This window comes from Geodermatophilus sp. SYSU D00779, assembly GCF_054050595.1.
This window is the reverse complement of sequence record NZ_JBJGZQ010000027.1, coordinates 14,054-27,074: the sequence shown is the minus strand read 5'-3', so window position 1 is coordinate 27,074 and position 13,021 is coordinate 14,054. Positions and strand designations below refer to the sequence as shown.

General features: G+C 74.9%; 17 protein-coding genes and 1 pseudogene. 12 read left to right on the top strand and 6 right to left on the bottom strand.

Annotated elements, in window-relative coordinates:
• The first annotated feature begins 6 nt into the window (after positions 1–6).
• From rpsD to truA, 5 genes are all read left to right on the top strand, one after another.
• On the top strand, positions 7–633 hold the full coding sequence (rpsD, locus tag ACI79G_RS19640; protein WP_091213385.1) for a 30S ribosomal protein S4: 627 nt from the start codon (positions 7–9) through the stop codon (positions 631–633).
• A 140-nt stretch (positions 634–773) separates the two neighbouring features.
• Entirely contained in the window at positions 774–1,850 is a 1,077-nt protein-coding gene (locus ACI79G_RS19635; RefSeq protein ID WP_446768793.1) for a DNA-directed RNA polymerase subunit alpha, read from the top strand.
• A gap of 209 nt (positions 1,851–2,059) precedes the next feature.
• Entirely contained in the window at positions 2,060–2,725 is a 666-nt protein-coding gene (gene rplQ, locus ACI79G_RS19630) for a 50S ribosomal protein L17 (protein WP_456882776.1), read from the top strand.
• The gene (locus tag ACI79G_RS19625) at positions 2,722–3,105 is read left to right on the top strand and encodes a hypothetical protein (RefSeq protein WP_456882775.1); all 384 of its coding nucleotides are present in this window, start codon (positions 2,722–2,724) and stop codon (positions 3,103–3,105) included. The genes rplQ and ACI79G_RS19625 overlap by 4 nt, the downstream gene beginning before the upstream one ends.
• Positions 3,044–3,961: a tRNA pseudouridine(38-40) synthase TruA gene (gene truA, locus ACI79G_RS19620; protein ID WP_456882774.1), complete on the top strand. Its 918-nt coding sequence runs from the start codon at positions 3,044–3,046 to the stop codon at positions 3,959–3,961. The genes ACI79G_RS19625 and truA overlap by 62 nt, the downstream gene beginning before the upstream one ends.
• Positions 3,962–3,967: 6 nt before the next feature.
• Here the strand turns inward: truA and ACI79G_RS19615 are convergent, their stop codons facing one another.
• Together ACI79G_RS19615 and mobA are read right to left on the bottom strand one after the other, a co-directional pair.
• A complete protein-coding gene (locus tag ACI79G_RS19615; protein ID WP_456882773.1) occupies positions 3,968–4,630 on the bottom strand; it encodes an NAD(P)-binding oxidoreductase in 663 nt (220 codons plus the stop codon).
• A gap of 9 nt (positions 4,631–4,639) precedes the next feature.
• Positions 4,640–5,245: a molybdenum cofactor guanylyltransferase gene (gene mobA, locus ACI79G_RS19610; protein WP_456882772.1), complete on the bottom strand. Its 606-nt coding sequence runs from the start codon at positions 5,243–5,245 to the stop codon at positions 4,640–4,642.
• Between the two features lie 41 nt (positions 5,246–5,286).
• Between mobA and fdhD the strand changes: the two genes are divergently transcribed.
• Positions 5,287–6,132, top strand: a complete 846-nt coding sequence (gene fdhD / locus ACI79G_RS19605; protein WP_456882771.1) for a formate dehydrogenase accessory sulfurtransferase FdhD — start codon at positions 5,287–5,289, stop codon at positions 6,130–6,132.
• A gap of 62 nt (positions 6,133–6,194) precedes the next feature.
• On the opposite strand, the gene ACI79G_RS19600 is transcribed toward fdhD, so the two are convergent.
• The 4 genes from ACI79G_RS19600 to moeA all read right to left on the bottom strand — a co-directional run bounded on the left by ACI79G_RS19600 (position 6,195) and on the right by moeA (position 9,018).
• Positions 6,195–6,632, bottom strand: coding sequence for a DUF6578 domain-containing protein (locus ACI79G_RS19600; RefSeq protein ID WP_456882770.1), 438 nt, complete (start codon positions 6,630–6,632; stop codon positions 6,195–6,197).
• Between the two features lie 68 nt (positions 6,633–6,700).
• A complete protein-coding gene (locus tag ACI79G_RS19595; RefSeq protein WP_456882769.1) occupies positions 6,701–7,192 on the bottom strand; it encodes a MogA/MoaB family molybdenum cofactor biosynthesis protein in 492 nt (163 codons plus the stop codon).
• A 73-nt stretch (positions 7,193–7,265) separates the two neighbouring features.
• On the bottom strand, positions 7,266–7,742 hold the full coding sequence (gene moaC / locus ACI79G_RS19590; protein ID WP_456882768.1) for a cyclic pyranopterin monophosphate synthase MoaC: 477 nt from the start codon (positions 7,740–7,742) through the stop codon (positions 7,266–7,268).
• A 73-nt stretch (positions 7,743–7,815) separates the two neighbouring features.
• On the bottom strand, positions 7,816–9,018 hold the full coding sequence (gene moeA / locus ACI79G_RS19585) for a molybdopterin molybdotransferase MoeA (protein WP_456882767.1): 1,203 nt from the start codon (positions 9,016–9,018) through the stop codon (positions 7,816–7,818).
• Between the two features lie 57 nt (positions 9,019–9,075).
• Here moeA and ACI79G_RS19580 point away from each other — a divergent pair.
• The 6 genes and pseudogenes from ACI79G_RS19580 to glmM form a co-directional block, all read left to right on the top strand.
• A pseudogene (locus tag ACI79G_RS19580) lies at positions 9,076–9,669 on the top strand (PfkB family carbohydrate kinase); the annotation flags it as partial.
• Entirely contained in the window at positions 9,563–10,054 is a 492-nt protein-coding gene (locus ACI79G_RS19575) for a PfkB family carbohydrate kinase (RefSeq protein WP_456882814.1), read from the top strand. The pseudogene ACI79G_RS19580 and the gene ACI79G_RS19575, both read left to right, overlap by 107 nt.
• Positions 10,055–10,109: 55 nt before the next feature.
• Entirely contained in the window at positions 10,110–10,658 is a 549-nt protein-coding gene (locus tag ACI79G_RS19570) for a beta-class carbonic anhydrase (RefSeq protein WP_456882766.1), read from the top strand.
• A gap of 130 nt (positions 10,659–10,788) precedes the next feature.
• Positions 10,789–11,232 (top strand): 50S ribosomal protein L13, encoded by a 444-nt coding sequence (gene rplM / locus ACI79G_RS19565; RefSeq protein WP_456882765.1) that lies wholly within the window; start codon positions 10,789–10,791, stop codon positions 11,230–11,232.
• Positions 11,229–11,648, top strand: a complete 420-nt coding sequence (gene rpsI / locus ACI79G_RS19560; RefSeq protein ID WP_091213367.1) for a 30S ribosomal protein S9 — start codon at positions 11,229–11,231, stop codon at positions 11,646–11,648. The genes rplM and rpsI overlap by 4 nt, the downstream gene beginning before the upstream one ends.
• Positions 11,649–11,659: 11 nt before the next feature.
• Entirely contained in the window at positions 11,660–13,003 is a 1,344-nt protein-coding gene (gene glmM, locus ACI79G_RS19555) for a phosphoglucosamine mutase (RefSeq protein ID WP_456882764.1), read from the top strand.
• The last annotated feature ends 18 nt before the right edge of the window (positions 13,004–13,021 follow it).

Below are 13,021 nucleotides of genomic sequence, written 5' to 3'. Positions count from 1 at the left end.
CCTGACGTGGCCCGTTACACCGGAGCCGACTGCCGCATGTGCCGGCGCGAGAAGATGAAGCTGTTCCTCAAGGGCAGCAAGTGCGAGTCCCCGAAGTGCCCGATCGAGATCCGGCCCTACCCGCCGGGCGAGCACGGCCGGGGCCGCAGCAAGGACAGCGAGTACCTGCTGCAGCTGCGCGAGAAGCAGAAGGCGCGCCGCATCTACGGCGTCCTGGAGAAGCAGTTCCGCGGCTACTACGAAGAGGCCAACAAGAAGTCGGGCAAGACCGGTGAGGTCCTGCTGCAGATCCTCGAGTCGCGCCTGGACAACGTCGTGTACCGGGCCGGCTTCGCCGAGTCCCGCGACATGGCCCGCCAGCTGGTGCGCCACGGCCACATCCGGGTCAACGGCCGCAAGGTCGACATCCCGTCGTACCGGGTGAGCGCCAACGACATCATCGAGGTCGCCGAGAAGTCGCGGCGGATGCTGCCCTTCGAGGTCGCCCAGGCCCGCGCCGGCGAGCGCCCCGTGCCGCCGTGGCTGGAGGTCATCAGCAGCCAGCTGCGCGTGCTGGTCCACAGCGTCCCGGCCCGCCAGGTGATCGACACCCCGGTCCAGGAGCAGCTGATCGTCGAGCTCTACTCCAAGTAGCTGCTCGCCGCCTGGTGCAGGAGCGCACAGCTCCTGCACCAGGCCGGCTCCGGCGGTCGGACAGATGTCCGCCGGGGCCCGCACCACCCCCTCACGGCGTCATATGGCGGGCGCCGGAGGACATCGAGGAGAACATCACCATGCTCATCGCACAGCGTCCGACGCTGACCGAGGAGACCATCTCCGAGCAGCGCTCGCGGTTCGTCATCGAGCCGCTGGAGCCCGGCTTCGGCTACACCCTCGGCAACTCGCTGCGCCGCACCCTCCTGTCGTCGATCCCCGGCGCTGCTGTCACCAGCATCCGGATCGAGGGCACCCTGCACGAGTTCACGACCGTGCCGGGCGTCAAGGAGGACGTCACCGAGATCATCCTCAACCTCAAGGGCCTGGTCGTCAGCTCCGACTCCGACGAGCCGGTGACCATGTACCTGCGCAAGCAGGGCCCCGGTGAGGTGACCGCCGCCGACATCGCGCCCCCGGCCGGTGTCGAGGTGCACAACCCCGACCTGCACATCGCCACGCTGAACGGCAAGGGCCGGCTGGAGATCGAGCTGGTCGTCGAGCGGGGCCGCGGCTACGTGCCGGCGCCGCAGAACAAGCAGCCCGGCCAGGAGATCGGCCGCATCCCGGTCGACTCGATCTACTCCCCGGTCCTCAAGGTGACCTACGCCGTCGAGGCCACCCGCGTCGAGCAGCGGACCGACTTCGACCGCCTGGTCGTCGACGTCGAGACCAAGCCGTCGATCGCCCCCCGCGACGCCATCGCCAGCGCCGGCTCCACCCTGGTGGAGCTCTTCGGCCTGCTGCGCGAGCTGAACATCGACGCCGAGGGCATCGAGGTCGGGCCGAGCCCGGCCGAGGCCGCCGACATCGCCAACTTCTCGATGCCGATCGAGGACATGGACCTCACCGTCCGGTCCTACAACTGCCTCAAGCGCGAGGGCGTGCACACCGTCGGTGAGCTCGTGACCCGCTCCGAGGCGGACCTGCTGGACATCCGGAACTTCGGGGCCAAGTCCATCGACGAGGTCAAGATGAAGCTGGCGGCCATGGGCCTGGCGCTCAAGGACAGCCCGCCCGGGTTCATCCCCACCTCGGTCGAGAGCTACGACGAGGGCTACGAGACCGACGCCTACCAGGGCCACGGTGAGTTCGCCGCCGGCTACGACCAGGCGCAGTACGACGACGGCTCCTACCAGGAGACCGAGCAGCTCTGAACGAGGACCCCGCTGCCCCCACCGCTCGCAGGCTCGCGGCGGGACCCTGCAGCGGGCCGGGCCGGACGGCGGGGCGACCCGCCGTCCGGCACCGCTGCCGGGCCCGCCACACTGGCCCGGAGGCACCACCCGCGCGCAGCGCACGAGACGTCAGCACCACCATGGAACGCAGCCGGCACCGCGGCCCGGCAGCCTGAGGAAGGACCGACATGCCCACCCCCACCAAGGGCCCCCGTCTCGGCGGTTCCCCTTCGCACGAGCGGCTGATGCTGGCCAACCTGGCCACGTCGCTGTTCGAGCACGGGCGGATCACCACCACCGAGGCGAAGGCCAAGCGGCTGCGTCCCCTGGCCGAGAAGCTGGTGACCTTCGCCAAGCGCGGTGACCTGCACGCCCGTCGTCAGGTGATGACGACGATCCGCGACAAGGACGTCGTCCACACGCTGTTCGCCGAGATCGGCCCGCGCTTCGCGGACCGTCCGGGTGGCTACACCCGCATCACCAAGGTGGGCCCGCGCAAGGGCGACAACGCCCCGATGGCGGTCATCGAGCTGGTGGAGGCTCTGACCGTGGCCCAGCAGGCCGTCGGCGAGGCCGAGCGTGCCCGGGGCACGCGGTTCGCCGGTGCCGCCTCGGGTGCCGGTGCCGCTTCCGCCGCCGGTGAGGTCACCGCCGACGCCCTCGAGGCCGCCGACACCGACACCACCGACACGGACGCCGCCGACAGCGAGGCCGTGGCCACCGACGCCGAGGCCGTCGACACGGACGACGCCGCGGGCGCGACCGCCGCGGGCGACGCGGACGCGACCGCCGAGACCGTGGCCGTCGACGCCGAGTCCCCGAACGACGCCGAGGGCACGGGCGGCACGCGGTGACCGAGCGGGAGAACCCGGGCGAGGGCGCCCCTGCCGGTGCCGCCGGGGTCTCTGCCGGTGGTGGTGACCAGGGGGCGACCTTCGCCGGCGAGACCACCGGCCCCGGCGGCGACACCTCGCCGGCCGTGACCTCCGGCGACGTCGACCCCGAGGCCCAGGAGGTCGTCGCGGACGTCTTCAACCCGGACGGCGAGCGTCAGGACGACAACGACGTGGCCCCGGAGCCGCAGCGCGAGAACGTCGCCGTCGTCGACGACCCGGTGCTCTCGCCGGACGTGGCCCGCGCGGCCGCCGCCGAGGTCGAGGCCGCGGAGCTCGGTGACGCTGCGACCGCCGGCCTGCAGGCACCCGGGGGCGAGTCCGCTCCCGACCCCCGGTGAGCGGTCGCTGACCACCCACCGCACTCCTCACGAGCCCGCCACCGCACCCGGTGGCGGGCTCGTCCGTCTCCGCCTGGGGATCGCCTACGACGGCACCGCGCTGCACGGCTGGGCGCGGCAGCCCGACCAGCGCACCGTGCAGGGCGACCTCGAGGAGGCCCTGGCCAGGGTGCTGCGCCGACCGGTCGCGCTGACCGTCGCGGGCCGCACCGACGCCGGGGTGCACGCCACCGGCCAGGTCGCGCACGCCGACGTCCCCCGCGCGGTGTGGGAGGAGCAGCGACCGCGGCTGGTGCGCCGGCTGCGCGGCGTGCTGCCGCCCGACATCGCCGTCCACGCGGTCGAGGAGGCGCCGCCGGAGTTCGACGCCCGCTTCGGGGCGCTCCGCCGGCACTACGTCTACCGGCTCACCGACGCCGACAGCGGGCCGTCGCCGCTGCGCCGGGCCGACACGGTCGGCTGGCCCCGCAGGCTGGACGCCGACGCGATGGCCGCCGCCGCGGCACCGCTGCTCGGCCTGCACGACTTCGCGGCCTTCTGCCGGCACCGCGAGGGCGCGACGACGATCCGCACGCTGGTCACCCTGGCGGTGACCCGGGAGGGCGACCTGGTGACCGTGCGGGCGTCCGCGGACGCCTTCTGCCACTCGATGGTGCGCAGCCTCGTCGGTGCGCTCACCGCGGTGGGGGAGGGCCGGCGTCCGCCGGAGTGGCCGGCCGGACTGCTGGGCCGGACCGAGCGCTCCAGCGAGGTGCCGGTCGTCCCGGCCGGGGGGCTGACGCTGGTGGCCGTCGACTACCCGCCGGACGACGAGCTGGCCGCCCGGGCGGAGGTCACCCGCGCCCTGCGCTCCTGACGCCGTTCAGGGCAGAGCGGCGACCGCCTCCTCGATCGGGGTGTCTCCGCTGACCAGCTCCACGACCTCGTCGGTCTTGCGGGCGTCCAGCAGCGCGAGCAGCACCGCGGCGACGTCGTCCCTCGGCACCTCGCCGTACTCCACGCCGTGGGTCAGGGTGACCCGGCCGGTGCCCGGGTCGTCGGTGAGCCGGCCGGGTCGCAGGACCACCGTGTCGAGACCGGGCCGGGGCAGGATGGCGTCCTCGGCCGCCAGCTTGGCCTGCAGGTAGACGGCGAAGACCGGGTCCATGCCCCGCGGCGTCCCCTGGCGGGCCTGCTCGACGCCCATCGACGACACCAGCAGGTAGGGCCGGACACCGGCCCGCTCGGCCGCGTCGGCGAGCAGCAGCGCCGCGCCCTTGTCCACGGTGTGCTTGCGGGCCTCGCCGCTGCCCGCGCCGGCGCCCGCCGCGAAGACGACGGCGTCCGCCCCCGAGACCACCTCGGCGACCTGGTCGACGCCGGCCTGCTCGAGGTCGAGGACCACCGGCTCCACGCCGTCCGCGCGCAGGTCGTCGGAGTGCGCGGGGTTGCGCACGATGCCGACGACCGTGTCGCCGCGACCGGACAGCAGGCGGCCGAGGCGGCGGGCGACCTGCCCGTGGGCCCCGGCGATGACGATGCGCATGGGCCGCCCCTACCCCCGGGGCCGGCGCGGAACCCGGCGGGCGGCGGCCGCCCGGGCGCGGGCGAGGTCGGCCGGGGTGTCGCAGTCGGTCCACGGCGGCGGCTGCCCGGGCCCGACCTCCGGGTGCAGCCGGCGCACCGCGAGGGGGGCGAGAACCCGGCGCACCGAGGTCGGCCCGTCGACGTCGGCGAGCGCCGCGCGCAGCGCCGCCGTCCGCCACACGCCGAGCAGCAGCTGGTCCCGGTCGGTGTCGTCGACCACCAGCACGCCGTCGCCGGTCAGCCGCTCGCGCAGCGCGTCGATGAGCCCGCGGGTCAGGAACGGCAGGTCGCCGGCGAGCAGCGCCACCACGTCCCCGGGGACGTGCGCCAGCCCGGCCCGCATCGCCGCGACCGGCCCACCGCGGGGCGGGTCCTCGCGGACGACGAGGACGTCCGGCGGCACCGGCTGCGGCGGGCCGACGACGATCCGCGGGGACGCGTCGGGGACGGCGGCCAGGACCGCCTCGAGGATGGTGCGGCCGCCGACGTCCAGCTGCGGCTTGGCCTGCCCGCCCATCCGCGCCGCGCGGCCCCCGGCGAGGACGACGGCGGCGTAGGGCGGCAGCGCGGGCACGCAGCGACCGTAGGGCCCGGACGTGGGTACCGTCGCGCTCCGTGGGACGAGTCACGAGCCGGACACCGGTGCTGCGGATCCGCGGTGCGGCGCACAGCACCCGCCCGGACACCGTGGCGGCCGAGGAGCCGCTGGAGATCCGCCTGGCGGGGACGCCGCTGGCGGTCACGATGCGCACGCCGGGGGACGACTTCGACCTGGTGCACGGGTTCCTCGCGACCGAGGCGGTGATCCGGTCGGCGGACGACGTCGCCGGGCTGCGTTACTGCAACTCCGTCGACGAGGACGGCCGCAACACCTACAACGTCGTCGACGTCGACCTCGCGCCCGGTGTGGAGCCCCCGGACACCGCGCTGGACCGGAACTTCTACACCTCCAGCTCCTGCGGCGTGTGCGGCAAGGCGAGCATCGACGCGATCCGGACGAGGACGCGGCACGACGTCGCCGGGGACGACGTCCGGCTGCCCCTGGCGACGCTGCTCGCCCTGCCCGACCGGCTGCGCGCGGCCCAGCAGGTGTTCGACAAGACCGGCGGGCTGCACGCCGCCGGGCTGTTCACGGCGGACGGCGAGCTGGTGGCCCTGCGGGAGGACGTCGGCCGGCACAACGCCGTCGACAAGGTGATCGGCGACGCGGTGCGCGAGGGGCGGCTGCCGCTGGCCGGGCACGTGCTCATGGTCAGCGGGCGGGCGAGCTTCGAGCTGACCCAGAAGGCGGCGATGGCCGGCATCCCGGTGCTGGCCGCGGTGTCGGCGCCGTCGTCCCTGGCGGTGGAGCTGGCCGCCGACGTCGGCATCACCCTGGTCGGCTTCCTCCGCGGCGACGGCTGCAACGTCTACACCCGCCCCGAGCGGATCGTCCTGCCGGACCAGCCGGATCCCCGTTGATCACGGGCTCGTTGCCGCGCTCGGCGGCGTGTCGGCGCGTGTCAGCGGCAGAAACCACATGATCAACCGCGCGACCCGTTGAGGGCCAGCCGGACCAGGACCCCGTCGTCCCGCCGGTCGACGTCCGGGTGATCGTCCCGGCCCGAGCGGCGGTGGAACCACCTCGGTGCCCGGGCGACGGCCCGCAGGGCGAAGTCGCCAGGGACGGGCTCGTAGCCGCGGAATCCGGTGCGCCGGTACGCCTGGGTGATCACGTACACGCCCGCGACCGTTCCGGTCACCCTGGGCACGTCCGGCACGAGGCCGCCGTGCAGCTGGGCGACCAGGCGGCCCCGCGACGGGACGTGGCCCGGGTCGATGCCGTCCCACCAGGCCACCAGGGGACCGCGCTCGAGGAGGACACCGTCGGTCACCCCGACTCCGGGAGGGCGAGTGCGCCAGCTCACCTCCGTGCTGCCAGGTCCCAGCGGGTCGTCGACCCACGTGAGGCGCCACACCACCCGGTCGCCTGGCCCCGTCCGGAGGCTCGCGCCGAGCTTGCGAGGCGTGAGGGGGACGGGGTCCTCTTTCAGTGGTCTCCTCCCCGGAGCTGCGAGACCACGTGGGGGAGGAGGGGGCCGAGGACGGCGAGGCCGTCCTTCACGCCGCCGGTGGAGCCGGGCAGGTTCACGACGAGCGTGCGCCCGGCGGTCCCGGCGATCCCGCGGGAGAGCACCGAGGTCGGCACCTTCGACTCCCCGTACCGCCGCACCGCCTCCGCGATGCCGGGCGCCTCGCGCTCGAGCACCCGCCGGGTGGCCTCGGGGGTGACGTCGGTGGGGGAGAGCCCGGTGCCGCCGGTGGTGAGGACGACGTCCGCACCGGACCCGATGGCCTCCAGCAGCACCATCTCCAGCTCGGCGGCGTCGTCGGGGCGCACGTGCGGCCCCTCGACGGTGAACCCGAGCGCGCGCAGCCCCTCGGCGAGGGCCTGCCCGCTGCGGTCCTCGTAGACGCCGGCGGAGGCGCGGTTGGAGGCGGTGACGACGACGGCGCGGGCGTCGGCCGGCAGGCTGCTCACGCGGTCCTCCTCGCTGCGCTCGTCGGACGCGTTCGCGTGGCCGCTGTGTCGCCGGATGAGCTCGCGAGCTCCCTCATCTCCGCCACTCCCCGCTCTTGCCGCCGGACTTGGCCAGCAGCCGGACGTCGGTGATGGCCGCGCGCGGGTCGACGGCCTTGACCATGTCGATCACGGTCAGCCCGGCGACGGCGACCGAGGTGAGCGCCTCCATCTCCACGCCGGTGCGGTCGGCGGTGCGGGCGGTGGCGACGATCTCGACGGCGTCGTCGGCCACGGTCACGTCGACGGTGACGCCGTGCAGGGCGATCGGGTGGCACAGCGGCACGAGGTCCGGCGTCCGCTTGGCCCCGGCGATGCCGGCGATCCGGGCGACGGCGACGGCGTCCCCCTTGGGCACCCCCTCGCCGCGCAGCAGCGCGACCACCTCGGGGCTGACCAGCACCCGGCCGGCCGCGGTGGCCTCCCGGGCGGTGACCGGCTTGGCGGAGACGTCGACCATGCGGGCGGCGCCGGCCTCGTCGACGTGCGTCAGACGCGGTTCGGAGGTCACGAGTCCTCCTCGCCGGCGCTCGTCGGCCTCGTGGCCAGACGCGCTCTGCTCGTCGGTGGACTCGCGAGCTCGTTCACTGGAGTGCTCCTTCGATCAGCACGACGTCGACCGGGGCGCCGGCGGGCAGTTCGGTGACGTCCTCGGGGACGACGACCAGGCAGTTGGCGCGGGCCAGGTGGGCGACCAGGTGCGAGCCGGGCCCGCCGACCTGCGAGACCGTGCCCGCGTCGTAGCGGCCGCGCAGGAACTGGCGGCGCCCGGCGGGGGAGCGCAGCGCGGCGGTGAGCGTCGCCGGGGCGCGCAGCCGGCCGGGGTCGGCGTGGCCGAGGGCCCGGCGCAGCGCCGGGCGGACGAAGACCTCGAAGGAGACGAACGAGCTCACCGGGTTGCCGGGCAGGGTGACCACCGGGACGCCGTCCACCGTGCCGGCCCCCTGCGGGCCGCCGGGCTGCATCGCGACCTTGACGAAATCGACGGTGCCCAGGGTGCGGAAGGCGTCCTTCACCACCTCGTAGGCGCCGGCGCTGACCCCGCCGCTGGTGATCAGCAGGTCGGCGCTCGCCAGCTCGGCGCGGACCGTGGCGAGGAACTGGTCGACGTCGTCGGGGACGAAGTGCAGCCGCCGCGCCGTCCCCCCGGCGTCCTCGACGGCGGCGACCAGCAGTGCGGAGTTGGACTCGTAGATCTGCCCGGGCAGCAGCGGCTCGCCGGGCTCGACCAGCTCGCTGCCGGTGGAGAGCACCAGCACCCGCGGCCTGCGGCGCACCCACAGCGTCCGCACGCCGACGGCGGCGGCCAGGCCCAGCTGCGCGGCGCCGAGCGGGGTGCCGGCGGTGAGGGCGACCGTGCCGGCGGTGATGTCCTCGCCGGCCCGCCGCACGTGGGTGCCGGGGGTGGGCGCGTCGCGGATCTCCACGACGTCGGTGGCGCCGTCGGTCAGCTCGACCGGGACGACGACCTCCGCGCCCTCGGGGAGCGGCGCGCCGGTCATGATCCGCTGCACCGTGCCGGGCTCGAGCGGGCGGACGTCGGTGCGCCCGGCGGGGACGTCGTCGGCGACCGGCAGCCGGACGGGCAGGTCGGCGACGTCGGCCGCGCGCGTGGCGTAGCCGTCCATCGCGGAGTTGTCGAAACCGGGCAGCGACACCCGCGCGGTCACGTCACGGGCGAGCACCCGGTTGTGCGCGGCCGCCAGCGGCACCTCCTCCTCGCCCAGCGGGGCGAGCAGCGCCGTGACGACCGCCTGGTGTTCCTCGACCGTGCGCACGGGGCACATCCTGACCGATCCACGTCAGGCGCACCGGCGGCAGGGACACCGGGAGGGGGAGCAGGGATGGCCGACGTCGTGGTCCTGGGCGAGGTGGGCCGCGACCTCGTGCTCCGCACCCCCGCCCTGCCCGGGCCCGGCGGCTCGGCGACGGTCGGCGAGCGCCGCGAGCTGCTCGGCGGGAAGGGCGCCGACCAGGCGGTGGCGCTGGCGCAGCTCGGCGTGCCGGTGGCGCTGGTCGGAGTCGTGGGCGACGACCCCGCGGGCACCCAGGCGGTCGCGCAGGCCGCGGCCGACGGCATCGACGTCTCCGCCGTGGTGCGCCGCCGCGGCGCCGCCACCGCGCTGCTGGTCGACCTGGTGGAGGACGGCGGGGTGAGTCGGCTGCTCGAGGACGTGCCCGACGCCGTCCTGCTCACCCCGGACGACGTCGCCGCGGCCACCGACCAGCTCGCCGCCGCGCAGGTGGTGAGCCTGCAGCTGCAGCAGCCGGGGGCCGCCGTGGTCGCCGCGCTGCAGCGGGTGCCCGAGGGCGCGGTGGTCGCTGTCGACGGTGCGCCGGAGGACGACGCGACCCGCGACGCGGTGCTGGCCCGGGCCGACGTGGTGCGCGCCGACGCCACCGAGGCGCGGCAGCTCGCCGGTCGGGACCTGTCCGGGGTGGACGACGCCCGGGACGTGGCGGCCGAGCTGCTCACCGCCGGGGCGCGGGTGGTCGCTGGGCGTGGGGGAGGAGTGCGATCTGGTCGCGTGGCGGGCCGGGCCGCGGTTCGGCGTCGCCGCGGAGGAGCTGGAGGTCGACCCCGGCTGGGCCGACGGCGACGTCCTGGTCCCGTCGCTCGGCGAGGAGCCCGTGGACCCGACCGGGGGTGGGGACGCCTACGTCGCCACGCTCGTCGCGACGCTGCTCGGTGGTGCTCCCCCGGAGGACGCCGCCTGGGCCGCGTCGGCCGCCGCCGCCCTGACCGTGGCGCACGCCGGCGGCCGCCCGCAGCTGGACCCCGGCGCACTGGGGGACGTCGTGCGCCGGGTACGGAGGCGCTGAGCTCCCGGTTAGGGTCCCAGCGGTACCGACGGACGGGGTGGACCGAGGGGTGGGCATGAGCGAGATCGACCGGATGCTGGCGGCCAACGCCGAGTGGGCGCAGCGGTTCCCCGGCTCGAAGGACGTACGTCCGGCCCGCCGCGTCGCCGTGGTGGCGTGCATGGACTCCCGGATGCCCCTGTTCCAGATGCTCGGCCTCGAGGTCGGCGACGCGCACGTCATCCGCAACGCCGGCGGCGTGATCACCGAGGACGTCGTCCGCTCGCTCACGGTCTCGCAGCACGTGCTGGGCACCCGCGAGATCCTGCTGGTGCACCACACCCAGTGCGGTCTGCAGGCCACCGACGACAACTCGTTCGCCGACCTGGTGGAGCAGGCCACCGGGCGCCGCCCACCGTGGGCGGTGCGCGCCTTCCGCGACGCCGACGAGGACGTGCGCGAGTCGATGCGGTTGATCCACGAGAGCCCCTACCTGCTCTCCCGCGAGGTCCGGGGCACCGTCTACGACGTCGACACCGGGGTGCTCCGCGAGATACAGGACCCCGCTGCCCCCCACCACTCGCAGGCTCGCGGTGGGCCCCTGCAGCGGGGCCAGGACCGATAGGACCCTGCGGCGCTGGTATCGTGGTCGGCTGGTGCGCGCGGCCGGCTGGTGTCCGCGTGCCGCACCGTCTCCCGTGCTCGGTGAGGCGATCCCACCAGCCGATCCGACGACGACGGAGGACACGAGCGCCGTGCGCACGTACACCCCGAAGCCCGGCGACGTCAGCCGGGCCTGGCACGTCATCGACGCCACCGACGTGGTGCTCGGTCGACTGGCCAGCCAGACCGCGATCCTGCTCCGCGGCAAGCACAAGCCCCAGTACGCCCCGCACGTGGACGTCGGCGACTTCGTCGTCATCGTCAACGCCGGCAAGGTGGCCCTGACCGGCTCCAAGCGGGACGAGAAGATCGCCTACCGCCACTCCGGCTACCCGGGTGGCCTCAAGCGGATCCCCGTCGGCGACCAGCTGCGCACGCACCCCGACCGCGTCATCGAGCGCGCCATCAAGGGCATGCTGCCGCACAACAGCCTGGGCCGTCAGATGCTCAAGAAGCTGAAGGTGTACGCCGGGCCCGAGCACCCGCACGCCGCTCAGCAGCCCCAGCCCTTCGAGATCAAGCAGGTGGCCCAGTGACGACCGCCCTCTCCGTGACCGACGCCGAGGGGCGTCCGGTGCAGACCGTCGGCCGCCGCAAGGAGGCCGTCGTCCGCGTGCGACTGCTGCCGGGCACCGGCCAGTTCCGCCTCAACGGCCGCACCATCGAGCAGTACTTCCCGAACAAGGTGCACCAGCAGCTCATCCGTGAGCCGCTGGTCACCGTCGAGCGGGCCGAGCAGTACGACGTCGTCGGCATCCTCCGGGGTGGCGGCGTCAGCGGTCAGGCCGGCGCCCTGCGCCTGGCGATCGCCCGCGCCCTGGTCGAGGTCGACGCCGAGGACCGTCCGGCCCTCAAGAAGGCCGGCTTCCTCACCCGCGACGCCCGCGTCACGGAGCGCAAGAAGTACGGGCTCAAGAAGGCCCGCAAGGCGCCTCAGTACTCCAAGCGCTGACCGGTACGCCCGTGGGTCGCCTCTTCGGGACCGACGGCGTCCGGGGTCGGGCCAACGCCGACCTCACGCCGGAGTTGGCCCTCTCGGTGGCACGTGCTGCCGCCGGCGTGCTCGCCGACCGCGACGGGACCCAGCGTCCCGTCGCGGTCGTCGGCCGTGACCCCCGCGCCAGCGGGGAGATGCTCGAGGCCGCCGTGGTGGCGGGCCTCGCCAGCGCCGGTGCGCAGGTGCTGCGGGCCGGGGTGCTGCCCACCCCGGCGATCGCGCACCTCACCGCGCACACCGGCGCGGACCTCGGCGTGATGATCTCCGCCAGTCACAACCCGATGCCCGACAACGGCATCAAGCTCTTCAGCCGGGGCGGCCACAAGCTGCCCGACGCGGTGGAGGCCGCCATCGAGCAGGCCGTGACCGCCGGTGAGACCGACGGGCCGCGCCCCACCGGCGCCGAGATCGGCCGGGTCTCCGACCTCACCGACGCCGGCGCGGTCTACGTCGAGCACCTGCTCTCGACCGTCGAGCGGCCCCTGTCGGGCCTCACCCTCGTCGTCGACTGCGCCCACGGCGCCGCCGCGGTGTGCGCGCCCGAGGTCTACCGGCGCGCCGGGGCCACCGTGCACGTCATCGGTGGCGAGCCCGACGGCTGGAACATCAACGACGGCATCGGCTCCACGCACCTCGGCCCGCTGACCGAGGCCGTGCGGGCGCACGGCGCCGACCTCGGCATCGCGCACGACGGCGACGCCGACCGCTGCCTGGCCGTCACCGCCGAGGGCGACGTCGTCGACGGCGACGCGATCCTCGCCATCTGCGCGCTCGGGCTGCACGAGCACGGCCGGCTCACCGGCGACACCGTCGTCGCCACGGTCATGAGCAACCTCGGCTTCCACCACACCATGCGCGACGCCGGCATCGCCGTGCACACCACCGCCGTCGGCGACCGGTACGTGCTCGAGGCGCTGCGGGCGCAGGGGCTGAGCCTGGGTGGCGAGCAGAGCGGCCACCTGGTGTTCCTCGACCACGCGACGACCGGCGACGGGCTGCTCACCGGCCTGTCGCTGCTGTCCCGGATGGCCGAGACCGGCTCGTCGCTGGCCGAGCTGGCCTCGGTGGTCCACCGGCTGCCGCAGACCCTGGTCAACGTGCCGGTGCGCGACCGGCTGGCGGTCGTGGAGAGCGACGAGGTGGCCGCCGCGGTCAACCTGTGCGAGGCCGAGCTGGGGGACGACGGCCGGGTGCTGCTGCGCCCCTCGGGCACCGAGCAGCTCGTGCGCGTGATGGTCGAGGCGCCCACCCAGGAGCGCGCCGACGCCATCGCGAGGCGCCTCGCCGACATCGTCGCCGCCGTGGACTGACACACCTGTCACATCTGT

Excerpts from the sequence above, each read along its gene's own strand:
- ACI79G_RS19635 (WP_446768793.1), top strand. The coding sequence starts at position 774 with ATGCTCATCGCACAGCGTCCGACGCTGACCGAGGAGACCATCTCCGAG.
- rplQ (WP_456882776.1), top strand. The coding sequence starts at position 2,060 with ATGCCCACCCCCACCAAGGGCCCCCGTCTCGGCGGTTCCCCTTCGCAC.
- ACI79G_RS19615 (WP_456882773.1), bottom strand. The coding sequence starts at position 4,630 with ATGCGCATCGTCATCGCCGGGGCCCACGGGCAGGTCGCCCGCCGCCTC.
- moeA (WP_456882767.1), bottom strand. The coding sequence starts at position 9,018 with ATGTGCCCCGTGCGCACGGTCGAGGAACACCAGGCGGTCGTCACGGCG.
- ACI79G_RS19570 (WP_456882766.1), top strand. The coding sequence starts at position 10,110 with ATGAGCGAGATCGACCGGATGCTGGCGGCCAACGCCGAGTGGGCGCAG.